Origin of the sequence: Candidatus Nitrosoglobus terrae, assembly GCF_002356115.1 — a bacterium.
GTDB classification, from domain to species: domain Bacteria; phylum Pseudomonadota; class Gammaproteobacteria; order Nitrosococcales; family Nitrosococcaceae; genus Nitrosoglobus; species Nitrosoglobus terrae.
Genome location: NZ_AP014836.1, coordinates 731,458 through 756,484 on the forward strand (window position 1 = coordinate 731,458; position 25,027 = coordinate 756,484).

Sequence of the window (25,027 nt, forward strand, 5' to 3'; positions counted from 1 at the left end):
ACAGAGAGATGTTTATAATTAGAAGTGGGATATTTTAGCTATATCGGTAATTAGATCATTAAAAACTCCTATCTGGAAGTTCGCTTGTGGTTTTAATAGTACAGGAAAGTAAACCTTGTATATGATCAGCGTAACTTCTACCCCTTTAGTATGGTTTACCTCTTTTTTTTTAGTTTTAAATTAATAGATAATATGTAAGCCGTATTTTATATTTTAAATCATTTGGTTTTAGTGCGTTTTTTATTAGTTATTGTTATTTTTTTTACGGGCTGCGGTATTTTTGGGTCAGGACCTCATGTGTCTTATTACACTGTTAAGCCGGGAGATACTTTATATACTATTGGTTGGGCATATGGTTTGGACTATAAGAACTTGGCTAGCTGGAATGAAATAGATTCTCCTTACACTATCTATGTAGGACAGAAATTACGCTTAACCTCTCTCTCAGAGGATCCTCTTAAACACCAAGGTGCTCCTAAACTAAAGCAAAGAATTGATAATAATAACGTAGAGATCCAGCCTAAATTAGCAACTCGGCCTCCACTAAATAAAATTCAACCTACTTCGTCTAAGAAACATCTTATATCTTGGCGCTGGCCTACTGAAGGAAAAATTATTCAGAGTTTCTCTAATACTACTCTTGATCGGAAAGGAATAGATATTGTTGGGCAGTTAGGACAACCCGTAGTTGCGGCTGCTGATGGTGAGGTGGTTTATAGTGGGATGGGGCTACCACGTTATGGTAAGTTGATTATTATTAAGCATAATAATAGTTTTCTTAGCGCCTATGCTCATAATCGATTATTAGTAACTGAGGAAGGTAGCCTAGTGAAAGGGGGGCAAAAGATTGCTGAAATGGGGCGTAGTGGGACTGATCAGGTCAAGCTTCATTTTGAAATTCGTTATAATGGCCAGCCAGTAGATCCTTTAAATTACCTTCCTAAGCTATAAATGGATTAATAGCTTTTTCTCATATATTAAATGAATTATAGAGAGGGATTAATGATAGAAAAAAATACGGTAATACAGCGAATTAATAGCCTTATGGAGCGATTAAAGGCTTTACGGGGGTATCTTTGACTTTGCAGGAAAGCAAGAGCAATTACTGGAAGTTGAACGGGAGCTAATGGAGTCCTCTATCTGGAGTCAGCCAGAGCGGGCGCAAAAACTGGGTCAAGAGCGGGCACAGTTAAAAGCTATAGTAGATTCATTGACAGAACTAAGAGAGGAAATTACCCAAGCAAAGGAATTATTTGAACTTGCAGTGGCTGAAGATGATCAGAGTATTGCTTGGGAGGTAACGACTGAATTAGATGCGATAGAACAACACTTAACAAAGCTAGAGTTTCGCCGTATGTTTTCAGGTGAAATGGATTCCAGCTCTGCTTACTTGGATATTCAGTCAGGATCTGGGGGTACAGAGGCTCAAGATTGGGCAAATATGCTATTAAGAATGTATCTGCGCTGGGGCGAGAAACATGGTTTTAAAACTGAGCTTAGCGAAGTCTCTGAAGGAGAAGTGGCTGGAATTAAAAGTGCAACTATTCATTTTGAAGGGGAATGGGCTTTTGGTTGGCTAAGAACTGAAACAGGGATTCATCGTTTAGTGCGCAAATCGCCATTTGATTCAGGGAATCGGCGCCATACTTCTTTTGCCTCGGTATTTGTTTATCCTGAGATAGATGAGAGGATAGATATTGAGATAAATTCCGCAGATTTACGTATTGATACCTACCGAGCTAGTGGCGCGGGGGGGCAGCATGTTAATCGAACTGATTCGGCAGTCAGAATTACTCACCTGCCTACTAATACCGTTGCTCAATGCCAAAGTGAGCGATCACAGCATCAAAACAAAGCTCATGCCATGGCACAACTTCGGGCTAAATTATATGAATTAGAAATGCGTGCACGGCAAGCACAAAAGCAGGCGGCAGAGGAGGCCAAAGCGGATATTGGTTGGGGTAGTCAGATTCGTAGCTATGTCTTAGATCAATCTCGGATTAAGGATTTGCGTACTAATGTTGAAGTGGGTAATACTCAAGCAGTATTAGACGGAGATTTGGATTTATTTATTGAAGCAAGCCTTAAGAATGGACTTTAGGTTTATTGAGTAACTCATTTTATTAAAGCGCACATAATTAATAGTGGGGCTGGGATAATGAAATTAAAGATAACGCAAAATGGCTGAACAGGAAGAAAGTGATCTAATTGCTCAGAGACGAGCAAAGTTGGCTGATCTTCGTCAGCAGGGAAATCCCTTTCCCAATGATTTTCAACGTAACGCAATAGCCAATAAGTTGCATGCGGAGTACAGTCATAAAAGTGCTGATGAGTTAGAATCTAAACCTTTGCGGGTTAAGGTGGCAGGTCGGATGATGACCCGACGGATCATGGGTAAGGCGAGCTTTGTCCATATTCAAGATATGTCAGGTCAGATGCAGCTTTATATTCGTAGTGATAGTTTAATTATAGGGGATTATCAGGAATTTAAGCGCTGGGATATTGGAGATATTGTAGGAGCTGAAGGTTTGTTGATGAAAACCCAGAGTGGTGAGCTTTCGGTTCGAGTCGATCATTTGCAGCTGATTACGAAATCTTTGCGCCCGTTACCTGAAAAATTTCATGGTTTAGCAGATCAAGAAACCCGCTATCGCCAGCGTTATCTAGATCTTATCATGAACGAAGCAACTCGAGAGACCTTTCGTCGGCGTAGTCGTATTATTAATCATATTCGCCATTATCTGGTAGATCGGGGGTTTTTAGAAGTGGAAACGCCCATGATGCAGGCTATCCCCGGAGGTGCATTAGCTCGGCCTTTTATTACCTATCACAATGCGTTAGATATGGAGTTATTCCTGCGCATTGCCCCAGAGCTCTATCTTAAGCGTCTTGTGGTTGGTGGCTTTGAAAAGGTCTTTGAAATTAACCGTAATTTCCGTAATGAAGGGCTTTCTACTCGCCATAATCCTGAATTCACTATGCTGGAATTTTACCAAGCGTATGCTACTTATGAGGATTTGATGAATGTTACTGAATCCATGATGAGGGAGCTGGCACAGACAATATTAGGAACAACTACAATCACTTACCAAGGTGAAGAATATGATTTTGGCAGTCCCTTTGCTTGTATGACTCTCAAAGAGTCTATTCTTCATTATCACTCCAATATAAGGCCAGAGGATTTAGAAACGCTTTCTACAGCGCGTAAAGTTGCTGATTATTTAAAAATTCCGCTTCAGAAAAATTATGGCCTAGGTAAGATTCAGCTTGAAATTTTTGAAAAAACAATAGAGCCTAAGCTTAAAAACCCTACCTTTATTACTGCTTACCCAACTGAAGTTTCCCCTTTAGCTCGACGTAATAGTGCTGATCCGTTTATTACTGATCGATTTGAGTTTTTTGTGGGGGGACGAGAGATTGCAAATGGTTTTTCTGAGCTCAATGATGCTGAAGATCAAGCTGAACGTTTTCGATTACAGCTACAGGATAAAGAGGCTGGGGATCTGGAAGCAATGCCTTTTGATATGGACTATATTTGTGCACTTGAGTATGGTATGCCTCCTACGGCAGGAGAAGGGATAGGTATCGATCGAGTGGTAATGTTATTTACTGACGCTTCGTCGATCCGGGATGTATTATTGTTTCCCCATATGCGGCCGCAAGAGAGGCCAGTGGAATCCTAGATCCAAGATGAAGGTTAATCTCCAGCCTGCATATATCCTGAGCTTACGCCCTTATCGAGAAACAAGCGCCTTAGTAGAGGTTTTTACTCAAAACTATGGTCGAGTAGGTCTAGTCGCTAAGGGCGTAAGACAGCAGCGTTCTAAGATTGCCGGTTTATTGCAGCCATTTCGCTCTTTACTGCTCTCTTGGGTTGGGCGGGGAGATTTAGTTACTTTAGTCAGCGCTGAGATTACCGATGGAGATCTTACCCTAGTGGGAGAAGGGCTGGTATGTGCTTTTTATCTAAATGAGCTACTGCTGCGCTTATTATCCCGTTATGATCCATTTGAAGCACTATTTTTAGTCTATACACGCTCATTACTATCACTAACTAATCTGCAGCAGCGCCAGCAGGCTTTACGTTTATTTGAGCGGGATCTACTCGCTCATTTAGGATACGGGCCTCTGCTGCAATATGAAGCGGATACCTATCAACCTATAGAGGCGGAACAATGGTATAACTATAAGGCGGAAAAAGGCCCGCAGCGCTTTCATACAGAAGATTTAGAGGGGATGAGGATCCAAGGGCGTACGCTGTTAAATTTAGCTCAAGGTCAATTAACAGATCCTGTTAGCCTACGTGAATCTAAGTATTTACTGCGATGGTTACTGTCCTTTTACTTAGGTAGTAAGCCGCTAAAAAGCCAGTATTTACTAAAAGAACTTCGTCAGTTTTCTAATAATGATAAAAAAAGAGCCGCCCATGATCACAAATAACACTATTTTGTTAGGGATTAACATTGATCATGTAGCTACGTTACGTCAAGCTCGGGGGACTCGATACCCTGATCCAGTACAGGCAGCAATTGAGGCTGAACAAGCTGGAGCTGATGGTATTACCTTACATCTTCGAGAAGATCGTCGTCATATTCAAGAGCGAGATGTAGCCTTATTAAAAGATATTTTACTTAGTAAGATGAATCTAGAAATGGCAGTTACTGAGGACATGTTAGTGATTGCTGAGAAGTATCGCCCCGAAGATTGTTGCTTAGTACCAGAACGACGGGAAGAGCTTACCACTGAAGGGGGATTAGATGTAGTGAATCAATTTGATCGTATCTTTGAGGCTTGCACTCGTCTCCGAGAAGCTGGAATTAAAGTTTCCTTATTTATTGATCCTGACCCTTATCAAGTTGAAGCGGCAACTCGGGCTTTAGCGCCTGTCATTGAGATTCATACCGGTCATTTTGCTAATGCTACTAATAAAGTAAGTTACCAGCAGGAACTTCAGCGAATTACCAAAGCGATAGCGGCGGGGCGGGAGGCTGGGCTACAAATTAATGCTGGGCATGGATTAAACTACTATAATGTGAGTACCATTGCCGCAATCCCTGATGTTGTTGAGCTTAATATTGGTCATGCTATTGTTGCTCGTGCTTTATTTATAGGGATACAGCCAGCTGTTAGAGAAATGAAGCGCCTAATGAGAGAGGCTCGGAGGTGATTTTTGGAATTGGTACTGATATTGTACAGATTTCTAGGATGATGATGTTGCTTGAGCGCTATGGTGAGCGTTTCCCTCAGCGTATTCTCACTAGTGATGAATTTAAAGAGTTTTTACTGGATAAGCGACCTGCCCATTTTCTTGCTAAGCGTTTTGCTGCTAAGGAAGCCGCTGCTAAAGCCCTTGGCACAGGTTTTAGAAGTGGCTTACAGCTTCGCCATATTGGTGTTAGCCATACTAAGATGGGGCAGCCATTTTTAAAATGGCTGGGGCAGGCTGACGAGTTAATTCAATTTTTAGGTATTGATCGAGCATTACTTAGCCTTGCTGATGAAAAAGATTATGCGGTAGCCTTTGTTACTTTGCTTATAGGAGATAGCAAAAAAACCAAATCGCTAAACTTAAATCCAGTAGAGCAAATATAATGATAGTACTGATAGCGATGAGGTATTTTGGCGCGCTCTTTTGCATTAGCAATGCTGAAGTGGGTCATCAGATTTTAAGGAGCGCTTACGGCTAGTATGAATTATCCTTCGATTGAAAATTTCGTTGGCCATACCCCGTTAGTCAAACTCCAACGTCTATCCTGTGGGACGAATAATACTATATTAGTAAAACTAGAGGGTAATAACCCTGCTGGTTCAGTTAAGGATCGGTCTGCGATAAGTATGATTCATCGCGCAGAGCGGAGAGGGGAAATTAAATCTGGAGATACATTAATAGAGGCCACTAGCGGCAATACCGGGATTGCGCTTGCTATGGCTGCTGCTATTAAAAACTACCAAATGGTATTAATTATGCCAGAGAGTATGAGTGTAGAGCGGAGAGCAGTCATGAAGTCCTTTGGTGCCAAAATTATTTTAGTATCTCAAGATGAGGGAATGGAAGGAGCGCGTGACTTAGCCTTAGAGATGCAGGTACAAGGAAAGGGTCGGGTACTGGATCAATTTTCTAATCCAGATAACCCTCAGGCTCATTATGAAGGAACAGCCCCTGAGATTTGGCATGATACAGGGGGTACTGTAACCCATTTTGTGAGTGCAATGGGAACTACTGGCACAATTATGGGAGTTTCTCGTTATCTTAAGGCTCAAAACCCAAATATTAAAATTATTGGTGTTCAGCCTATGGAGGGCGCTAGCATTCCCGGAATTCGTCGCTGGCCAGAAGCCTATTTACCTAAAATTTACGATCCAACTAGGGTAGATAGAATTATTGATATTTCTCAGCAAGAAGCAGAAGAGATTACCCAGCAACTTGCGGCGCAAGAGGGGATATTTGCGGGGATTTCCTCTGGAGGAGCAGTTGCAGCATCATTACGCCTAGCTCAAGAGATAAAGGATAGCACGATTGTAACTATCATCTGTGATCGCGGCGATCGTTATCTTTCAACTTCAGCTTTTCTTAGCTAAAAATTTGCCTAAGATTGGATTTTATGAGCTATTGAGTAAGAATAGCCACCTAAAAGCTGTTAAAATTATATTTACATATCGTCTTAGTGCCTTTTCCATAAGGTATTTTCATATTTTTATCAGCTTATTGGCGCTTAGCGGCAAAGATAGTTGTGAATGTTTTTGTCCTTTGTTTCGGGTAGTTCTGCTATTCTTATTTTAATTATTGAAAGAAGAATGTAAGTATTTTTTACTCACCATAGAGTTTGTACTGATAAAGATCAGAAATACGCTACCCCAATTACTACCTAAAAGTAAAGGAAGGCATGAAAGATAAAATTAAAACGATTACTGGTAGCTATTATTCTACGCAAAATTTGCGGATAGGCGTTGTTGCAGCTCAATTTAATGAATTTATTGTCGTTAGCTTATTAGATGGTGCCATAGATACTTTACTTCGGCATGGAGTAGCGGCTAAGAATATTGAAATCGTTCGAGTTCCAGGGGCATATGAATTGCCATTGGCGGTGCAAGCTATGGCTCGACGAGGTGGATTTGACGGTTTAGTAGCTTTAGGCGTAGTTATTCGAGGGGTCACACCACATTTTGAGTATGTTGCTGGTGAGTGTAGCAAAGGTCTTGGGATTGTTTCATTACAGCATAATTTACCTGTTGGTTTTGGAGTGCTAACTGTCGATACTATTGAACAGGCTATAGAGCGAGCAGGCACTAAATCTGGAAATAAAGGAGTAGATGCGGCACTTTCTGTGATTGAAATGGTCGATGTATTGCGGCAAATTCATAAGCTAGAGGGTCTGGAAGCATGAGTAATAGTCGTTCTAAGGCTCGCGCAGCAGCTTTGCAAGGCCTTTATCAATGGCAATTAACTGGGCAGGATATTAGCAGTATTGATACTGAATTTATCATAGATCAAAATTTAATTAATGTTGACAAAGCTTATTTTCAAAAATTGCTCAGCGGAGTGATTCAGCATCAGCGCGAGTTAGATAGTTGCATTGAGCCATTCTTAGATCGACCCATTAATGAAGTGAATCTAGTTGAATATGCTATTTTAAGGATAGGGGCTTTTGAGTTTCTTTTTTGTGCTGATATTCCCTACCGAGTAGTATTAAATGAGGCGATTGAACTTGCTAAGTGTTTTGGTGCCGAACATGGTCATCGTTATATTAACGGTATTCTTGATAAGGTAGCTCGTAAGGTTCGGGCTGCAGAGTTTCAAGCTAGATCCCAGTGATGATAATTGCCTTTTTTCAGTAGATATTAATTCAACGGTTATTAGATTAGCTGATATTTTTCGTGATCATCCGTGACTATAGATGAGTTTTCTTTAATTAATGAGTTTTTTACCAATTGTACTCATAAACGAGATGATGTAAGCCTTGCTATAGGTGATGATTGCGCTTTAGCTACTGTCCCACTAGGTTATGAGCTTGCTATTTCTATAGATACCCTAATTGAAGGAATACACTTTACTGCGGCAATTAATCCTGCTGCTTTAGGGCATAAAGCCCTAGCAGTGGGGCTAAGTGATTTAGCGGCCATGGGTGCTACTCCAGCTTGGGCGACTTTAGCACTAACTCTTCCTAGAGTTGATCGGATTTGGTTAGCACAATTTACCCAAGGGTTAAGTGAGCTTGCAGTAAATCATGGCGTGCAGCTAATAGGAGGGGATACTACCCGAGGTTCACTAGCGGTCACTATGCAATTACATGGATTTGTACCTAAAGGAAAGGCTTTGAGGCGTGATAAGGCTTGCGTAGGCGATGGGATTTATGTAACGGGTACTTTAGGCGACGCTGGACTCGCGCTTCAGGCACGTTTGAAGGGCAGGGAACTAATGCCAGAAAATTTGTTTTATGCCGAGAATCGTCTAGATTGGCCACGGCCCCGTGTGCCTGAAGCTCAGGCTATACGCTCTTTAGCCCATGCTGCCATTGATATCTCTGATGGTCTTGCTGCGGATCTGAGACATATCCTGAATCGTAGTGGTGTTGGGGCAGTAATTGAAATGGAATCTCTACCTCTTTCGCAGCCGCTGCAATCCTCTCTTGAGAGAATAGAAGCTTTGACATTAGCACTGACTGCAGGTGATGACTATGAGTTATGCATTACGGCTCCCCTTCAAGCTTACCAGCAGATGCAAGTATTATTGTCAAATTTTGGTTGTTCCCTGACATTCATTGGGGTAATTACAGAAGGATCAGATTTACGTTGTTGCCTGAAAGATGGGACAATATTTACTCCTCAATATGAAGGTTATCGTCACTTTTAATTTTTATGGCTGAGTTTACTGTAAAGAGCAACTTACGTCGTATATTAACTAACCCTATCTATTTCTTGGCTTTTGGTTTTGGTTTTGGCCTTGCCCCTAGAGCTCCAGGTACTTTTGGTACGTTGCCTGCATTACCTATTTATTTATGGATTCAAGACTGGCCTTTGTTATGGTACATCTTATTAGTATTTATCTTATTTTTAGCGGGTATTTGGATTTGCCAAGTGACGGCGAGAGATCTAGAAATTAAAGATCCTCCATGTATTGTTTGGGATGAGTTTGTAGGTTTTTTAGTGACTATGATAGTAGCCCCTAGTGGTGGAGGTTGGGTATGGTTGCTAGGCGGGTTTATTTTTTTTCGCCTATTTGATATTTGGAAACCTTGGCCTATTTATATACTGGATCGTCGCTTATCAGGGGGGTTAGGGATTATGCTTGATGATGTTGTAGCAGGTATTTTTGCTGCCTCTATGCTTGTTTGTTTTCAATGGATGATAGAGAGACTGTGTTAAAAATTATGGCCTATTGGAGGAGTTGCCCCTTTTTCTATTTTTTAGAGCTAATGTTTGCAGCGGCATGTTTTAAATAAGCATAAATCATTTCCGCTAACTGTTTTTGTTGTTCTTGGGTTAGAGGTTGATTTTCATCATTGCGAATAAAAAAAACATCGACAACTTGAGTACCTAGCGTGGTAATTTTAGCGTTAGTGAGTTGTATTTGGCAGTTGACTAGCGCTTGGCTAATCTGTGAAAGGAGACCTGGCCAGTTATTGGTGATTAATTCCATGATAGTACAGTGATTACGATGATCCTCACTAAAACTAATTTTAGTAGGGAATTGAAATAGCTTCAGTTTCCGTGAAATAAACCTAGGACGGTAAGGTTGAGTATGATCAGGATCAATTAAATGTTGAGTTAATGTTTCTTGTATTTCTCGCAAACGCAACTCCAGATCGGCCCCGGCATTGACAGCTGCTACTTCACGAACGATGAAGCTTTCTAGAATAAAGCCATGGCGAGTAGTTAGGATTCGAGCATCCAAAACATCTAAATCAAGCTGAGTCATAGTGCTGGTAGTTACAGTAAAAATAAGCCTATGAGCTTTAGCATAGATAAATACTTCTACCGTACTAGGTTCTAGATTATGGATACGTACTAAAGATCTAGGCATTTCGTTATGATAGCTTCCTTGAGCAAGTGCCTCTGCATGCCAGCATATTTCATCAGGTGTATGCCGTAGAAAATAATCGATATCAATTTCGCTCCATAGAGAGTTAAGCGCTTGCTTAGTCCAACCTTTTCCTAGCAATATTTCTTGAGCCTTGTGTTGAACATCATGGATATGATCAAATTTATCAATCGAATGATCTAAACCTCGTCGTAATGTTTGTTGAGTTGCGATATAGAGCTTGCTTAGTAAAGCATCTTTCCAGCTATTCCAAAGACTAGGGTTAGTAGCGCGAATATCTGCAACAGTGAGTAAGTAGAGATGGTTTAAATGGGTTTCATCTCCAACTTTTATAGCAAATTCTTTAATTATTTCTGGATCATTAATATCACGCCGTTGAGCTGTCATGGACATGATCAAGTGATGGGTAACTAACCAAGCAACTAAGCGAGAGTCGTGGAGACTAAACCCATGGAAGAGACAAAACTCCAAAGCATCCTTAGCGCCAAGCTCACTATGATCGCCGCCGCGTCCTTTGGCAATATCATGGAAGAGACCTGCAAGATAGAGTAGTTCAGGCTTAGGGATATACCGAAATACTTCTGAGCATAGAGGGAATTCATGGGCATATTTCGGAAGAGTGAATCGTCGTAGATTACGGATTAGGAATAAAGTATGCTCATCAACAGTATAAACATGGAACATATCGTATTGCATTTGGCCAACAATTTTGCCAAAGACGGGTAGATAGACCCCAAGTATACTGTATTTGTTCATACGCTGGAGCGTGCGTGCAACTCCATAAGGCTGGCGGATGATCTTGATAAATAATTTACGATTAGCAAGTTTGGCACGAAAGCGATCATCAATAATCGAGTAATTCTCCCGAATAAGCCGAGCAGTTGAAGCTCGTATACCTTTAATGTATTGAGGATATTTTTGGAGTAAAAGGAAAATTTCTAATAAGGCGGAAGGAACACGGTTAAATACTTTAGAATCAGTGGCCTCGATAAATCCATTACGAATCTGAAAGCGCTTGTTAATAGAGCGAATGTTGGTTTTTTCATTAATGAGAAAAAATTCTTCTTCAAATAATTGTAATAATATTTCATTAAGACTCTCTATACTCCTAGCAGTTCGATAATAATCCTTCATGAGCTGCTCGACCGCTAAATGCGATCCTTGATCGTGGTAGCCTAGTTGCTTAGCAATGGCTATTTGATAATCAAACAAAAGCCGATCTTCACTACGATTAGCTAAGGTATGGAGGCTATAACGGATCTGCCAAAGAAAAGCTTGGTTTTCTAATAGTTCCTTTTGCTCTGATGATGTTAAAAACCCACGCTGTAAGAGGTTGAGACTATCGATAGATCCAGTATTAAAATGGCGTTTTAGTACCCACTGAATAGTTTGTAGATCCCGTAGCCCGCTAGGGCCTTCCTTGATGTTAGGCTCTAGATTATAGGCAGTATCGTGATATTTATGATGGCGTACCGTCTGTTCAGTCCGCTTAGCGAGAAAAAATTGGCGGCTATCCCAAGTGATTTTTGGAGAAATAGCTTTCTGTAAAGTTTTGAATAAATGCTTTGGCCCAAAGATCAGGCGAGCTTCCATAAGGCTAGTAATAAATGAGAGATCAGCGCGGGCAGCCTCTTGGCACTGCTCCACTGTACGTACACTATGCCCTATATCTAGACCAATATCCCATAAGAAAGTAATAAAGCGACTGATACTATCTTGTAAGATAGGGTCAGGCTCTTTTTCTAATAATAGAAGAATATCGATATCGGAGTAAGGATGCAGCGTACCTCTTCCATATCCGCCAACGGCAATTAGTGTAGTGTGATCAGCAGATTTCATATAAAGGGGGTAGGCTTGGATAAGAATTTGATCTACTAACCAAGCGTGGAGTGATAACAGATCAGCGGCTGGCGTTCCCGTAAGAAAGGACTGTTTTAGTGATTTTATCCCTTCCTGCAGAAAGGATCGAAATAGGGGTAGTGGGTTTTTATTTGTATTAATTTGATTAGAGAGAGTAATAGGGGCAAATAGTTTTTGAAAAATAAGGTGAGACACATTTAAATAAAGTAGAGAGATGATTTAAAGGTTGTCTCCGGGTCTAATTGTAAGTACCTCGAAACTGTTTTCAGTAACTAGTACTGTATGTTCCCATTGGGCTGAAAGGCTATGATCTTTGGTTACGGCGGTCCACTGATCTGGCAAGATTTTTATATGACGCTTGCCCACATTTACCATAGGCTCAATAGTGAAAATCATACCTGTCTCTAGCCTAAGACCGGTATTTGGAGTGCCATAATGGAGTATTTGCGGGTCTTCGTGAAAAACACGACCAATGCCATGCCCACAGAACTCTCTAACAATAGAGAAATGATTAGCCTCAGCATGAGTTTGAATGGCATAGCCAATATCCCCTAGATGAACACCGGGTTTTACCATTTTGATCCCAATGCACATACATTCATAGCTGATCTGTGATACTCGTTTAGCAATAATACTAGGTTCTCCAACAAAGAACATTTTGCTAGTATCCCCATGGTAGCCATCTTTAATTACTGTGATATCAATATTAATAATATCACCTTTTTTGAGCTGTTTATTGCTAGGAATCCCATGGCAAACTACGTGATTTACAGAGGTGCAAATAGATTTAGGGAAGCCCCGATAGTTAAGGGGAGCGGGGATAGCTTTTTGGACATTAGTAATGTAATCGTGGCAAAGAGTATTTAGTTCTTCAGTTGTCACTCCAGGTTTTACATAGGGTCGGATCATATCTAGCACGTCGGCAGCAAGACGGCCCGCAATCCTCATTTTCTCAATTTCCTCTGGGGTTTTGATAGTCACCGGCATGAGCTGTGATATATTATAGTCATTCTGAAAAATTTAAATTTTTACCCTGTAAGTAAAGATTAAGTACTACAATTTAACTATTGTAGTACTATGGAGCTTTATGGTATAAAGCCCGCGCTTTAAAAGCAAATAAAATCACACGTACATCGGCACATATACTAGGGTGCCTTTAGTAAGGTTAGTATCTGGGATGTACGGAGGAAGAACCCTAACATGAGGTAAAATGTACCATGGCAAATGTTACTATGCGTCAAATGCTAGAGGCTGGAGTTCATTTTGGCCACCAAGCCCGCTACTGGAATCCAAGAATGGCTCCTTATATTTTTGGTAAGCGTAATAATATCCATATTATTAATTTAGAAGAAACGCTTCCATTATATATTGAAGCCACAAATTTTTTAGGAAAATTAGCTGCAAATAGAGGTACAGTTTTATTTGTAGGCACTAAACGAGCTGCTCAAGAAGCTATTCATGAGGAGGCGCAGCGGTGCGGTATGCCTTATGTCAATCGGCGCTGGCTAGGAGGTATGCTAACTAATTTTCAAACAGTTAGACAGTCAGTTAAACGTTTACACGATGTAGAAGCTATGCTTCAGGATGGTAGCCTAGATCGGCTGAAAAAAAGAGAATCATTGATGATAAGACGTGATCGAGATAAGCTTGAGCGTAGTCTTGGGGGTATTAAGAATATGGCTCATCTTCCTGATGCTTTGTTTATTATCGATGTGGAGCATGAGCGTATTGCAGTGGATGAGGCGGAGAAATTAGGTATCCCAGTGGTAGCAGTAGTAGATACTAATAGTAATCCTAAAAAAATAGATTATATTATTCCAGGCAATGACGATGCTATTCGCGCTATTCGTCTTTATGCTTGTGGGGTTGCTGATGCAATTATTGATGGCCGTACGACAGCAATCGCTAATAGTGCTAGCAAGGCTAATAGGGATGAGTTCGTAGAGATGGATGAAACTAACGAAAGGGAGATACCACTACCTGAACTATCAGCCGATGGATCTGTGGCAGTAGATAATAGTAATTCTGCACGGCAATAACTAAGTGGTTTAGAACTGCAAGGCTCTGGCTTTGAAAGCTATCCTTGCATTTAACTTTGCCTCAGCTATCAAAAGGAACAGAATAATGACGGTTACAGCAGCCCAAGTCAAAGAATTACGTGAGCGTACTGGCTCTGGAATGATGGAATGTAAGAAAGCTTTGATAGAAACAGGGGGCGATATTGAGTCTGCTATAGAATGGATGCGCAAGCAGGGATTAGCTAAAGCAGATAGGAAGGCAGGTCGAGTAGCTGCCGAAGGTATTATCACTACTGCTATGAGCGATGATGGCTCTAGAGCAGCAATGGTAGAGATTAATTCTGAGACCGACTTTGTCTCTAAGAATGATGATTTTCGTCGATTTGCTATAGCTATAGCGGAAAAAATATTAGCTGCCCATCCTACGACTTTGGATGAACTTCTTTCTATGCCATTAGATCCGGATAAGAAGAGTATTAATGAGGTACGTCAAATACTAATTGCTAAAATTGGTGAAAATATTAATGTGCGTCGTTTTACATGTGTTGAAGCGAAAAATGGTCGTATTGGTTGTTATATTCACGGCGATAGGATAGGAGTGTTGGTAGCAATAGAAGGCGGAAGCGATGAATTGGCCAAAGACTTAGCAATGCATATTACTGCTAGTAAACCGCAGGCGATCACATCAGAGGGTATTTCAACAGAAGTATTGGATAAGGAGCGAGAGATTTTAATTGCCCAAGCTAAAGATAGTGGTAAGTCTGCTGAGATTATAGAAAAGATGGTTGAAGGACGATTACAAAAATTTTTAAGCGAAGTGACTCTATTGGGTCAATCCTTTGTTAAGGATCCTGATACTAAAGTAAGTGAATTACTTAAAATTGCAGGTGCTAACGTTAGTCGTTTTGAACGTTTTGAAGTAGGTGAAGGGGTTGAGAAAAAAATAGGTAATTTTGCTGAAGAGGTAAGATTACAGCTCCAAGGAGGCTGATCAAATGCCTAAATACCGGCGTATCTTACTGAAATTTAGTGGTGAGGCGCTAATGGGGAAAGTAAGCTATGGTATTGATCCTGAAATGGCGCAACAAATTGCCCAAGAACTACAAGAATTAAATAGTATGGGCATTGAAATCGGTTTAGTGATTGGTGGGGGTAATATTTTTCGTGGCGCTGGACTAGCTGCTGCAGGCATGGATCGAGTAACTGCCGATCATATGGGTATGTTGGCAACAGTAATGAATGCTTTGGCACTACAAGATGCCTTAGAAAGATTTAATGTATTCTGTCGAGTAATGTCAGCTATTCGTATTAATGAGGTCTGTGAGGATTATATCCGTCGTCGTGCTATCCGTCACTTAGAAAAAGGACGCCTAGTCATTTTTGCTGCAGGTACTGGCAATCCTTTTTTTACCACTGATACAGCTGCCAGTCTTCGCGCAATCGAGATTGGAGCAGAATTACTTATTAAAGCAACTAAAGTAGATGGTATTTACTCAGCTGATCCACTGATAAATCCTAACGCGCAGTTTTTCCCTAAATTAAATTATGATCAAGTTATAGAGCATAAACTTGCAGTTATGGATGCAACTGCAATTATAATGTGTAGAGATCATTCTCTACCATTGCGTATCTTTGATATGTATAAGGCTGGAGCCTTAACTCGTATTATTAAAGGTGAGGATGTAGGAACATTAGTTGCTTAGAGAGTAATCATAATGATTAATGAGATCTGTGAAGATACAGCCGATCGAATGCGCAAGAGTATTGATGCGCTTAAACAAGCTTTTGCCAAGTTACGAGCTAATCGAGCACATACCAGCCTCCTTGATCACATTACCGTCCTATACTATGGTGTTAACACACCATTGAGTCAAGTTGCTAGCGTCTCTGTAGAGGATGCTCGAACTTTAGTGGTATCTCCTTGGGAAAAGCAAATTGTCCCTGTGATTGAAAAGGCTATCATGGCATCTGAGCTAGGGCTTAATCCAGTTACGGCTGGGACAGTTATTCGAGTACCTTTACCGCCCTTAACAGAAGAGCGACGTAAGGAGATGGTTCGTATTGTCAGGCAAGAAGCGGAAGGGGCTCGGGTTGCTATGCGAAATATTCGGCGTGATAGTAATCATATCGTAAAAGAACTGGTTAAGGAAAAAGAGATTAGTGAAGATGATCAACGGCATGCTGAAGAGACTATACAGGGAATCACAGATAACTATATTGCTCAGGTTGATAACCTTTTAGCAGCAAAAGAGCAGGATTTAATGGAAATTTGATATATCCTACTATATTTAGAATATAAATAGGATCTAATGAATAGCGGACAGGCTAGTAGCTTACCATTAAAAATACCTCGCCATGTTGCCATTATCATGGATGGTAATGGTCGTTGGGCAAAGCAGCGAAAAAAACCGCGTTTTTATGGGCATAGAGCTGGAGTTGAATCCGTAGAGGTAGTTTTAAAAGCCTGCGCAAAGGTAGGTATAGAAGTGCTCACTTTGTTTGCTTTTAGCAGCGAGAATTGGCATCGCCCAGCCCAAGAGGTTCAGATTTTGATGAACTTGTTTAAGGCTGCTCTTTCGAGCCGATTGAATCAATTTCAGAGTCAAAATATCCGCTTCCGTGTTATTGGTGATCGGAGCGGATTTTCTAAATCACTGCAGATAGAAATAGCAAAAGCTGAGGTACTAACAGCAAAGAATGAGGGGATTACGCTGATTATAGCAGCTAATTATGGAGGGCGATGGGATATTGCCCAAGCTGCAAGGAAAATTGCTGTTGAAGCAAAAAATGGCCAGCTAACAGTAGATTCTATTACCACTGAAGTTTTTGCAGATCATCTGTCTTTAGCTGATTTACCAGAACCTGATTTGTTTATCCGCACTGGCGGTGAGCAACGGATCAGTAATTTTCTACTGTGGCAGCTAGCTTATACTGAATTTTATTTTACTGATACATTGTGGCCAGATTTTGATGAGGCTGCTTTTATCTTAGCAATTAATAGCTTCTCCCAACGAGAACGCCGTTTTGGAAGGACATCAGAGCAAATGAAGTCTTTATATCGTGCTTAAGCAGAGGTTAATTACCGCTGCTATTTTAATACCCTCGATAATATCAGCTGTGCTTTTTCTCCCTACAAAGGTATTCTCTTGGCTATTAGTATTTGTAATTGCTATAGGGGCTTGGGAATGGGCAGGTTTAATCCGAATCCAGACGATAAGAGGACGATTATTCTATGCTATAGCAGTCTTATTGTTACTATGGGTAAGCTGTTTTTTACCTTTAGTATTCATACTTGTAACAAGTGTAATTTGGTGGAGTATCTGTGCGTTGTTGTTAATGAGATGGTCAAAGAAAAGACCTTATCATCCAATAATAGCAACGTTTACAATCGGGATTATCGCGGGAGTTTTAGTTCTTATACCTACATGGCAAGCTATTATAAGCCTGCATTCATTACCTGTAATTGGCCCAAAATGGGTGTTGTTCCTTTTTATTTTAGTATGGCTAGCGGATAGTGCTGCCTATATAGTGGGGCGTAAGTTTGGACATACCCGTCTGGCTCCGGCGCTCAGCCCCGGAAAAACTTGGGAGGGAGTCTATGGGGCTATTATAGCGAGCTTACTGTTTTCATTTATAGGATCAGAAGTTTTTGAGCTTTCTGGGGACATATGGTGGGTTTTTTGGGGATTGGGATTGTTAACAATTTTATTTTCTATAATAGGCGATCTACTGGAAAGTTTGTTCAAACGTATAAGTGCTGTTAAGGATAGTGGTTATCTACTACCAGGGCATGGCGGGGTGTTAGATCGGGTAGATAGTCTAACTGCGGCATCGCCAGTGTTTGCGCTAGGCATTTGGGTGTTGGAGCGGTTGCAATGATAGGGGTTAGCATACTAGGCTCAACGGGCTCTATTGGGGTGAGTACCCTTGATGTGTTATCGCGTTACCCAGAACGCTATCGAGTCGAGGCTTTATCGGCAAATAATTCAGTAGAAAAGCTATATCAGCAATGTCTTAAATTTCGACCGATCCATGCGGTTATGGTTGACCCTAATGCAGCCGAACTACTGTACCAACGATTACAACCTATTGCTCCTGGAATTAAAGTAAGTAGCGGTAGTAGCGCTTTAGAAGCTATAGCTTCATCTTCTAATACTGATTACGTTATGGCTGCTATTGTAGGTGCCGCTGGTTTATTGCCCACATTAGCTGCAGCAAAAGCAGGTAAGCGAATTTTGCTAGCCAATAAAGAAGCGCTTGTTATGAGCGGCCAGCTATTTATGGATGCAGTTTTTGAGAGAGGTGCTGAGTTGCTTCCAATTGATAGTGAACATAATGCTCTTTGGCAGTGTATGCCTACAGGGAAGCATAATATCCCTTTAGATAATAAAGGAGTGCGACGTATTCTATTAACTGCATCAGGTGGTCCTTTTAGAGATAAAGAGTTTCATGAGCTGGAAAATGTGACTCCGGATGAAGCTTGTGCTCACCCTAACTGGGATATGGGGCGTAAAATATCGGTGGACTCGGCCTCTATGATGAATAAGGGGCTAGAAGTCATTGAAGCATATTGGCTATTTGGAGCTACTATTCAGCAAATTGAAGTGGTATTACATCCTCAAAGCATTATTCACTCAATGATAGAGTATATTGATGGCTCTGTTTTAGCGCAATTGGGTAATCCAGATATGCGAATACCTATCGCTTACGGATTGGCTTGGCCAGATCGTTTAGAATCGGGGGTAGCTTCTTTAGATCTGTTTACAGTAGGCCAATTAACTTTTCGTCAACCTGATCAGCAGCGCTTTCCTTGCTTAAAGCTTGCCTATGCAGCATTAGAGCGTGGGGGTACCTGTAGCACTATTCTAAATGCAGCTAATGAGGTTGCAGTACAAGCATTTCTTGAGCAGCGTATTCGATTTACTCAAATCCCAGCTCTTATCGAATGGGTGCTGGGTATGGTAACACCTACTGCAGCTGATTCTCTTGTTGCTGTCTTACAAAGCGATGCAGTAGCTCGGTATGTAGCTGAAGAACAAGTACAGCGGTGGGAATCATGTTTATTGCATTAAGTATACTTGCTTTTACTATAGCTATTGGGTTACTGGTTGCTGTACACGAATATGGACATTTTTGGGTGGCGAGGCGATCAGGGATTAAAGTTCTTCGCTTTGCAATAGGTTTTGGTTGGCCTTTGTGGCGCTGGCATGGCAAAGATCAGGTTGAATATGTAATTGGATCGATTCCGCTTGGAGGCTATGTAAAAATGCTTGACGAGCGTGAAGGAGACGTAGCTAAAGAGGATCTTGCTCGCGCTTTTAATCGACAATCTTTGAAGATTAGAAGTACTGTTGCTGCTGCTGGGCCGGCAGCAAATATTTTATTTGCCATTGTTGCCTATTGGCTGGTATTTGTTTTTGGTATTTCCGGAATTAAACCTATTATTGGTGAAATAATTACTAATACTCCTGCAGATAAAGCTGGATTCCGATCTGGTGAGGAGATTATTGCTGTAGGGGAAGAATCTACCCCTACATGGGCATCGGTGGGTAATGCAATATTTATAGCCTCCCAGCGCAGATCTCAGGTTTTGGTAACTGCCTCTGGTGTTGATGGGAATCGAGTCTTAAATTTAAGCTTATATCAGGTAGATAACGATCCTGAAAAAGCTAAGGATATGCTACGACAGTTAGGAATACAGCCGAAGCAGCCATTACTTCCTGCTGTGATTGGAAAAATTTTACCTGGAGAGCCGGCAAGCCAAGCAGGCTTTCAGCCTGGAGATCGAATTTTATTAGCCGAAGGCCAGCCTATTCATACTTGGGATGAATGGGTGAAATTTGTACGAGATCACCCTAATATATCTTTTAATGTAGAAGTTGAGCGTGGATCGGAACGTTTAATCTTGATCTTGCAGCCGGCAGCGGTAAAAGGAGAGAATGGGGATTCTGTGGGTCGTATTGGGGCAGCGCCAAGTTCTTTAGGCGAACTACCAGAGGAGCTACGAGCTACTTTGAGGTATTCTCCTTTAGCGGCAGTACCTCAGGCTATTAAGAAGGTTTGGGAAATTGGATCCTTAACCGTTATGATGATCGGGAAGATGCTGTTGGGGGAAACATCGACTAAATCTATTAGTGGTCCCATTACAATAGCGGAGTATGCTGGGTATAGTGCTCAGATTGGTTTTACTTCCTTTCTTAATTTTCTTGCTGTGGTAAGTATCAGCTTAGGGGTGCTCAATTTACTGCCTGTGCCCGTATTGGATGGTGGGCATTTATTATATAATTTTATTGAGCTGCTGCGGGGTAAACCGCTTTCAGAGAGATCTCAAATATTAGGCCATCAAATGGGTGTTGTAATATTAATTGGTTTAATGTGTGTAGCTTTCTACAATGATTTAGCTCGTTTATTTGCTCAGTAAAAAAATGCTACATAGTAGAGCTATTAAAGAACAGTTAAATGGGGGGGATTTTTGGGCTTTATTATAAGAAGCGAATTGTCATTGCTGCTGTTGTAGGATTAACGTTAATTAATAAAGTGTTAGCGGCAGAGTTTCAGCCATTTGTGGTTAAGGATATACGAATTGAAGGATTGCAGCGTATATCAGCAGGTACAGTTTTCAATTATCTCCCAATTAAAATAGGCGATACAGTTGATAGCCAGCGAGTTAGGGATATTATTCATGAATTATTTAAGACTCGGTTTTTTAAAGATATTCAGGTAGGGCATGATGGTAATATCTTAACTATAATAGCTGTTGAACGACCAACAATTACGAGTATCAAATTTATAGGTAATAAGGAGATAAAAGGTGATCAGCTAGCAAAGGCACTTAAACAAGTGGGGTTTACAGAAGGCCGAGTGTTTGATCGATCGTTACTGGAAAAAGTAGAGTTAGAACTACAACGACAATACTTTAGTCGAGGTAAATATGGAGTTAAGATTAATACTACAGTTACCCCCTTAACGCGTAATCGAGTTGCTATTACGGTAGATGTTAAAGAAGGTGCCATAGCTAAAATTGGTAGGATTAATATTGTTGGTAATCATGCTTTTAAAGAAAAAGACATTTTAAGCGTATTTCAGTTACATACTCCCAATTTATTGTCTTTTTTTACCCACGCTGATCAATATTCTCGGCAAAAATTGGCAGCTGATCTTGAATCTTTACGATCTTATTATTTAGATCGAGGCTATATCAATCTTAGCATTGACTCTACCCAAGTTTCAATTACTCCTGATAAAAAGCGAGTATTTATTACAATCAATATTACGGAAGGTGATCGTTATTGGATTGGTGAGGTTAAGCTAGCAGGAGATCTCATTCTACCGTTAGAGAAACTATTTAGCGCGTTAACTGTAAACTCAGGGGATATTTTCTCACGTAAAGCGGTATCAGAAAGTACAGCGCATATCACTGATCTGTTAGGGAATAAAGGGTATGCATTTGCCAATGTGAATGCAATGCCAGAGATAAGTGAGAGTGAGAAGAAAGTAAATTTAACTTTTTTTATTGATCCGGGTAAACGGGCTTATGTTCGACGAGTAAATATCTCTGGAAATACTAAAACCCGAGATGAAGTGATTCGTCGAGAAATGCGCCAACAAGAAGGAGGTTGGGTATCTACTGAGCTTATTAATCGCTCGAAATTGCGCATCCAGCGCCTAGGTTACTTTAAGGATGTTAATATAGAGACACAACCGGTTCCCGGGTCGCCTGATCAAGTTGATGTAAACCTTAGTGTGGTAGAGCACCCATCTGGATCTATTTCGGCAGGGTTAGGTTTCTCTCAAGCTCAAGGTTTTATCTTCAATACGAGTATTTCTCAGCAAAATTTTCTTGGAAGCGGTAAGCACGTTAATCTTAGCTTCAATAATAGTCAGATTTATACTATTTATAGCCTTGGTTACACTGATCCTTACTTTACTATTGATGGTGTAAGTCGCGGATTTAATTTTTACTACCGCAAAACTAATCCAGTTTTTGGTAATATTGCTAGTTATACAACCAATGTCTATGGTGGAGATATGACTTTTGGTATCCCAATTACTGAAACTGATATGTTAAACCTTGGGGTAGGCTATCAAAATATACAAGTTGGTCTAAGCGATATCTCTCCGGTAGAGTTTGAAAATTTTGTAAATAGTGAAGGAAACCGTTTTAATATTTTTAATGTTAATTTTGGTTGGGCGCATGATGGACGGGATAGTGCTCTTTTTCCAACAAGAGGTAGCTACCAAAATGTTTTTGGTAAGATTACTGCGCCGATAGGCGGTCGTAGCTTAGAATTTTATGAGGTTGGGTATCAACAAAGTTGGTATCATCCCCTGAGTAAATCCTTAATTTTTATGCTCCATGGTGATATGGCTTATGGGGGGGTTTATGGTAGTACGAGCGTATTTCCATTCTTTGAAAACTTTTATGCCGGCGGTATAAATAGTGTACGTGGATTCCGGCCTAATACGCTTGGCCCAAAGACAGCAGAGGGGGCCGCATTAGGAGGAAATCTCAAAATTATAGGTAATGCTGAGGTATTTTTCCCAGTTCCCTTTGTGGAAAAATTTAAGTCTGTACGTTTAAGCACTTTTATTGATGCGGGTAATGTCTATGGTGAATATCAAAGCATTAATCTTGGAGATCTACGTTATTCGGCTGGAGTCTCAGCTATTTGGCTTTCACCATTCGGAACGCTGCGATTTAGCATGGCAAAAGCACTTAATGTTCAGCCAGGTGACCAGCCGCAAATATTTCAGTTCTCTATGGGCACCCAATTTTAGTTTATCTTAAAAGGATTACGGATGTAGTTCGTAAAACAAGGGTGCATGATATTCCTTAGCGATGTTGCGTAGTGGAACACGGAGATTGAGGGCTGATAATATTCTGTATAATCTATAATCTATAATCTTTATCGGGCTAGAGTGTGGTCACAATAAGGCGACCTTAAGGGTATGATTAAGATACCAGCGATGCGATGGATGGGGTTAAACCTGACCGATGCCTCCATTTTGGCTACCGCGAGGTGAAGCTTGCAGAGGCGGCCACTTAACGATAGCTTGATAACTTGGTAAGTCTAAGCAACCATAGAGGCTCCGATGAAGCAGGAAAAACGCAGTGAGCAGCTTGGTAAAAATCAAGCCGATGAATGTACATAAGCTGATAATTGCAATACGTAACTTGTAACTGTAACAAATATTTTTTAAGTGTTAGAGGTAGCCTTATGGTAAGGGTAGGCAAATTATTTAAATTAATAACATTAGTGAGTGTTTTGTCGCTGAACTGGGGGATGATTGCCACTGCAGAGTCGCTTGATCTGAAAATTGGCGCGGTGAACGCTGTTAAATTATTGGATGAAGCCCCTCAGAAAGATGTAGCATTGGAGAGATTAAAAAAGGAATTTGAAGGGCGTAATAGAGAACTAATTGCGCAACAAAAAGAAGCCCAGGCTTTAGAAGATAAGCTTAATCGCGATGGGGCTATTATGCGTGAGTCTGATCGTGAAGAGCTAAAACGAAAGGTTATGGGTAAAAACCGTGATCTTAAGCGGCTCCAAGATACATTCCAAGAAGACTATAATATACGTCGTAATGAAGAGTTTAGAAAACTACAAGAAGATATTGCTAAGGCAATTATTAGTTTAGCTGAAAAAAGAAAATACGATCTTGTAGTTTATGAAGGGGTTATCTACGCTAGTAATAGAGTAGATATCACTGCTGATGTGCTTAAATTGCTAAAAGCTCAGCACAGCCGCTAGTTTAATATTTTATTAGCATTATTAGCATGATGTTTCTTAGCTAATTTTAAAATTTGCCCCTATAAAGCCTACAGGAAGACTTTATTATTTTCCCATAAATTTTAATTTTTAATATAAGGTTTTTTCATTGGATATACGCGAAATACTTAAACATCTCCCTCATCGCTATCCCTTTCTACTAGTGGATAGGGTAATAGAATATATACCTGGGAAGTTCCTTATAGCGGTTAAAAACGTAAGCTATAATGAGCCTTACTTTCAAGGTCATTTTCCGGATTTACCTATTATGCCAGGAGTACTAATTCTTGAGTCTCTAGCTCAAGCTACAGGGATACTAGCTTTTAAAACAACAGAAGCTCTACCTTCTACTAATGAAGCGATCTACTATTTTGCCGGTATAGATAAAGCTCGATTTAAACGTCCCGTTGTTCCAGGGGATCAAATGCGCTTAGAAGTAGAGTTTGTACGCAGTTTACGTCATTTATGGAAATTTACTGGTAAGGTAACAGTAGAAGGGAACTTGGTCGCATCAGCCGATATAATGTGTTCCTATAAGGAAACTAATTAGTGATCGATCCTAGAGCGATTATCGATCCAAGCGCGCAGATTCATGAGACTGTTACTATAGGACCCTACTCGATTATTGGAGCAAATGTGCAGATTGGTGCTCAGACGTGGATTGGCCCTCATGTAGTGATTAAAGGCCCCACTCGTATTGGGGAGAGAAATAAAATATATCAATTTGCCTCTATTGGAGATATTCCTCAAGACAAAAAATATGATGGTGAAGATACACTGCTTGAAATTGGAATTGAAAATGTTATAAGAGAATACACAACGATTAACCGAGGTACTGTTCAAGGGGGTGGTGTTACAAGAATTGGGGATAATAATTGGATAATGGCGTATGTCCATATTGCCCATGATTGTATTGTAGGGAATCATACAACATTTGCTAACAATGCTTCTTTAGCGGGGCATGTGACTATTGAGGATTACGCAACTTTGGGAGGATATGTACTAGTTGCTCAATTTTGTAATATAGGTGCCTATAGCTTTTGTTCTATTGCTAGTGTGGTTCATAAAGATGTGCCTCCTTATGTATTAGTTGCTGGGCATATGGCAAAGCCTGTGAGTATCAATCTTATAGGTTTAAGGCGCGCTAATTTTAGTGAGGAGACAATACGTAATTTACGTAACGCTTATAAGTTACTTTATCGTTATGGATTACGTTTTGAGGATTCAATTAAGGAGCTAAAAAAAATTGCAGAGATAAATCCTGATGTTCAGGTATTTCTAAGTTTTCTTGAAAGGTCTAATCGAGGAATTATTCGGTAGGTAAATGTTTAAGCACTTAG

The 25,027-nt window shown here is 40.5% G+C and carries 25 protein-coding genes; 23 read left to right on the forward strand and 2 right to left on the reverse strand.

The window, feature by feature from the left end; all coding sequences use genetic code 11:
* Positions 1-231 precede the first annotated feature (231 nt).
* The 11 genes from TAO_RS10060 (at position 232) to TAO_RS03620 (ending at position 9,363) form a co-directional block, all read left to right on the forward strand.
* Positions 232-951, forward strand: a complete 720-nt coding sequence (locus tag TAO_RS10060; protein WP_269459379.1) for a peptidoglycan DD-metalloendopeptidase family protein — start codon at positions 232-234, stop codon at positions 949-951.
* Between the two features lie 51 nt (positions 952-1,002).
* A protein-coding gene (prfB, locus tag TAO_RS03575) for a peptide chain release factor 2 (protein ID WP_096526653.1) occupies positions 1,003-2,101 on the forward strand; the annotation gives its coding sequence in 2 pieces (ribosomal slippage) (positions 1,003-1,077 and positions 1,079-2,101; 1,098 coding nt in all).
* Between the two features lie 79 nt (positions 2,102-2,180).
* Complete coding sequence (gene lysS / locus TAO_RS03580; RefSeq protein ID WP_096526654.1) at positions 2,181-3,683, forward strand: lysine--tRNA ligase; 1,503 nt, start codon at positions 2,181-2,183, stop codon at positions 3,681-3,683.
* Positions 3,684-3,690: 7 nt separating this feature from the next.
* Positions 3,691-4,440, forward strand: coding sequence for a DNA repair protein RecO (gene recO / locus TAO_RS03585; RefSeq protein ID WP_096526655.1), 750 nt, complete (start codon positions 3,691-3,693; stop codon positions 4,438-4,440).
* Entirely contained in the window at positions 4,427-5,167 is a 741-nt protein-coding gene (pdxJ, locus tag TAO_RS03590) for a pyridoxine 5'-phosphate synthase (RefSeq protein WP_096526656.1), read from the forward strand. Before recO ends, pdxJ begins: the two co-directional genes overlap by 14 nt.
* On the forward strand, positions 5,164-5,592 hold the full coding sequence (gene acpS, locus TAO_RS03595) for a holo-ACP synthase (protein ID WP_096526657.1): 429 nt from the start codon (positions 5,164-5,166) through the stop codon (positions 5,590-5,592). Before pdxJ ends, acpS begins: the two co-directional genes overlap by 4 nt.
* Before the next feature lie 96 nt (positions 5,593-5,688).
* Entirely contained in the window at positions 5,689-6,579 is an 891-nt protein-coding gene (gene cysM, locus TAO_RS03600) for a cysteine synthase CysM (protein ID WP_096526658.1), read from the forward strand.
* A gap of 305 nt (positions 6,580-6,884) precedes the next feature.
* Entirely contained in the window at positions 6,885-7,385 is a 501-nt protein-coding gene (gene ribH / locus TAO_RS03605) for a 6,7-dimethyl-8-ribityllumazine synthase (RefSeq protein WP_096526659.1), read from the forward strand.
* The gene (nusB, locus tag TAO_RS03610; RefSeq protein ID WP_096526660.1) at positions 7,382-7,813 is read left to right on the forward strand and encodes a transcription antitermination factor NusB; all 432 of its coding nucleotides are present in this window, start codon (positions 7,382-7,384) and stop codon (positions 7,811-7,813) included. Before ribH ends, nusB begins: the two co-directional genes overlap by 4 nt.
* 72 nt (positions 7,814-7,885) lie before the next feature.
* Positions 7,886-8,851, forward strand: a complete 966-nt coding sequence (gene thiL, locus TAO_RS03615) for a thiamine-phosphate kinase (RefSeq protein ID WP_231910563.1) — start codon at positions 7,886-7,888, stop codon at positions 8,849-8,851.
* 5 nt (positions 8,852-8,856) lie between these two features.
* Entirely contained in the window at positions 8,857-9,363 is a 507-nt protein-coding gene (locus TAO_RS03620; protein ID WP_096526661.1) for a phosphatidylglycerophosphatase A family protein, read from the forward strand.
* Positions 9,364-9,397: 34 nt separating this feature from the next.
* On the opposite strand, the gene glnD is transcribed toward TAO_RS03620, so the two are convergent.
* Both glnD and map read right to left on the reverse strand, forming a co-directional pair.
* Entirely contained in the window at positions 9,398-12,094 is a 2,697-nt protein-coding gene (gene glnD / locus TAO_RS03625) for a [protein-PII] uridylyltransferase (RefSeq protein WP_096526662.1), read from the reverse strand.
* A 24-nt stretch (positions 12,095-12,118) separates the two neighbouring features.
* Positions 12,119-12,886: a type I methionyl aminopeptidase gene (gene map / locus TAO_RS03630; protein WP_096526663.1), complete on the reverse strand. Its 768-nt coding sequence runs from the start codon at positions 12,884-12,886 to the stop codon at positions 12,119-12,121.
* Between the two features lie 230 nt (positions 12,887-13,116).
* Here map and rpsB point away from each other — a divergent pair, with 230 nt between their 5' ends.
* The 12 genes from rpsB to lpxA all read left to right on the forward strand — a co-directional run bounded on the left by rpsB (position 13,117) and on the right by lpxA (position 25,007).
* Entirely contained in the window at positions 13,117-13,938 is an 822-nt protein-coding gene (gene rpsB, locus TAO_RS03635) for a 30S ribosomal protein S2 (protein ID WP_096526664.1), read from the forward strand.
* 85 nt (positions 13,939-14,023) lie between these two features.
* Positions 14,024-14,908, forward strand: a complete 885-nt coding sequence (gene tsf, locus TAO_RS03640) for a translation elongation factor Ts (protein ID WP_096526665.1) — start codon at positions 14,024-14,026, stop codon at positions 14,906-14,908.
* A 4-nt stretch (positions 14,909-14,912) separates the two neighbouring features.
* Positions 14,913-15,620: a UMP kinase gene (pyrH, locus tag TAO_RS03645; RefSeq protein WP_096526666.1), complete on the forward strand. Its 708-nt coding sequence runs from the start codon at positions 14,913-14,915 to the stop codon at positions 15,618-15,620.
* 12 nt (positions 15,621-15,632) lie between these two features.
* Positions 15,633-16,190 carry a ribosome recycling factor gene (gene frr, locus TAO_RS03650; RefSeq protein WP_197702512.1) on the forward strand — a complete coding sequence of 186 codons (558 nt, stop codon included), beginning with the start codon at positions 15,633-15,635 and terminating at the stop codon, positions 16,188-16,190.
* A gap of 36 nt (positions 16,191-16,226) precedes the next feature.
* On the forward strand, positions 16,227-16,985 hold the full coding sequence (locus TAO_RS03655; protein WP_096526668.1) for an isoprenyl transferase: 759 nt from the start codon (positions 16,227-16,229) through the stop codon (positions 16,983-16,985).
* A gap of 49 nt (positions 16,986-17,034) precedes the next feature.
* The gene (locus tag TAO_RS03660; protein WP_231910564.1) at positions 17,035-17,796 is read left to right on the forward strand and encodes a phosphatidate cytidylyltransferase; all 762 of its coding nucleotides are present in this window, start codon (positions 17,035-17,037) and stop codon (positions 17,794-17,796) included.
* On the forward strand, positions 17,793-18,989 hold the full coding sequence (ispC, locus tag TAO_RS03665) for a 1-deoxy-D-xylulose-5-phosphate reductoisomerase (protein ID WP_096526670.1): 1,197 nt from the start codon (positions 17,793-17,795) through the stop codon (positions 18,987-18,989). The genes TAO_RS03660 and ispC overlap by 4 nt, the downstream gene beginning before the upstream one ends.
* Positions 18,974-20,338: an RIP metalloprotease RseP gene (gene rseP / locus TAO_RS03670; RefSeq protein WP_096526671.1), complete on the forward strand. Its 1,365-nt coding sequence runs from the start codon at positions 18,974-18,976 to the stop codon at positions 20,336-20,338. Before ispC ends, rseP begins: the two co-directional genes overlap by 16 nt.
* A 38-nt stretch (positions 20,339-20,376) precedes the next feature.
* Positions 20,377-22,695 carry an outer membrane protein assembly factor BamA gene (gene bamA, locus TAO_RS03675; protein WP_096526672.1) on the forward strand — a complete coding sequence of 773 codons (2,319 nt, stop codon included), beginning with the start codon at positions 20,377-20,379 and terminating at the stop codon, positions 22,693-22,695.
* Positions 22,696-23,174: 479 nt separating this feature from the next.
* Complete coding sequence (locus TAO_RS03680; RefSeq protein WP_231910565.1) at positions 23,175-23,669, forward strand: OmpH family outer membrane protein; 495 nt, start codon at positions 23,175-23,177, stop codon at positions 23,667-23,669.
* 127 nt (positions 23,670-23,796) lie between these two features.
* A complete protein-coding gene (fabZ, locus tag TAO_RS03685) occupies positions 23,797-24,237 on the forward strand; it encodes a 3-hydroxyacyl-ACP dehydratase FabZ (protein WP_096526674.1) in 441 nt (146 codons plus the stop codon).
* On the forward strand, positions 24,237-25,007 hold the full coding sequence (lpxA, locus tag TAO_RS03690; RefSeq protein ID WP_096526675.1) for an acyl-ACP--UDP-N-acetylglucosamine O-acyltransferase: 771 nt from the start codon (positions 24,237-24,239) through the stop codon (positions 25,005-25,007). Before fabZ ends, lpxA begins: the two co-directional genes overlap by 1 nt.
* Positions 25,008-25,027 lie beyond the last annotated feature (20 nt).

Excerpts from the sequence above, each read along its gene's own strand:
- TAO_RS03655 (WP_096526668.1), top strand. The coding sequence starts at position 16,227 with ATGAATAGCGGACAGGCTAGTAGCTTACCATTAAAAATACCTCGCCAT.
- map (WP_096526663.1), bottom strand. The coding sequence starts at position 12,886 with ATGCCGGTGACTATCAAAACCCCAGAGGAAATTGAGAAAATGAGGATT.
- cysM (WP_096526658.1), top strand. The coding sequence starts at position 5,689 with ATGAATTATCCTTCGATTGAAAATTTCGTTGGCCATACCCCGTTAGTC.
- nusB (WP_096526660.1), top strand. The coding sequence starts at position 7,382 with ATGAGTAATAGTCGTTCTAAGGCTCGCGCAGCAGCTTTGCAAGGCCTT.
- ribH (WP_096526659.1), top strand. The coding sequence starts at position 6,885 with ATGAAAGATAAAATTAAAACGATTACTGGTAGCTATTATTCTACGCAA.
- tsf (WP_096526665.1), top strand. The coding sequence starts at position 14,024 with ATGACGGTTACAGCAGCCCAAGTCAAAGAATTACGTGAGCGTACTGGC.
- rseP (WP_096526671.1), top strand. The coding sequence starts at position 18,974 with ATGTTTATTGCATTAAGTATACTTGCTTTTACTATAGCTATTGGGTTA.
- bamA (WP_096526672.1), top strand. The coding sequence starts at position 20,377 with ATGGGGGGGATTTTTGGGCTTTATTATAAGAAGCGAATTGTCATTGCT.
- TAO_RS03620 (WP_096526661.1), top strand. The coding sequence starts at position 8,857 with ATGGCTGAGTTTACTGTAAAGAGCAACTTACGTCGTATATTAACTAAC.
- lysS (WP_096526654.1), top strand. The coding sequence starts at position 2,181 with ATGGCTGAACAGGAAGAAAGTGATCTAATTGCTCAGAGACGAGCAAAG.
- ispC (WP_096526670.1), top strand. The coding sequence starts at position 17,793 with ATGATAGGGGTTAGCATACTAGGCTCAACGGGCTCTATTGGGGTGAGT.
- frr (WP_197702512.1), top strand. The coding sequence starts at position 15,633 with ATGATTAATGAGATCTGTGAAGATACAGCCGATCGAATGCGCAAGAGT.
- pdxJ (WP_096526656.1), top strand. The coding sequence starts at position 4,427 with ATGATCACAAATAACACTATTTTGTTAGGGATTAACATTGATCATGTA.
- rpsB (WP_096526664.1), top strand. The coding sequence starts at position 13,117 with ATGGCAAATGTTACTATGCGTCAAATGCTAGAGGCTGGAGTTCATTTT.
- pyrH (WP_096526666.1), top strand. The coding sequence starts at position 14,913 with ATGCCTAAATACCGGCGTATCTTACTGAAATTTAGTGGTGAGGCGCTA.
- recO (WP_096526655.1), top strand. The coding sequence starts at position 3,691 with ATGAAGGTTAATCTCCAGCCTGCATATATCCTGAGCTTACGCCCTTAT.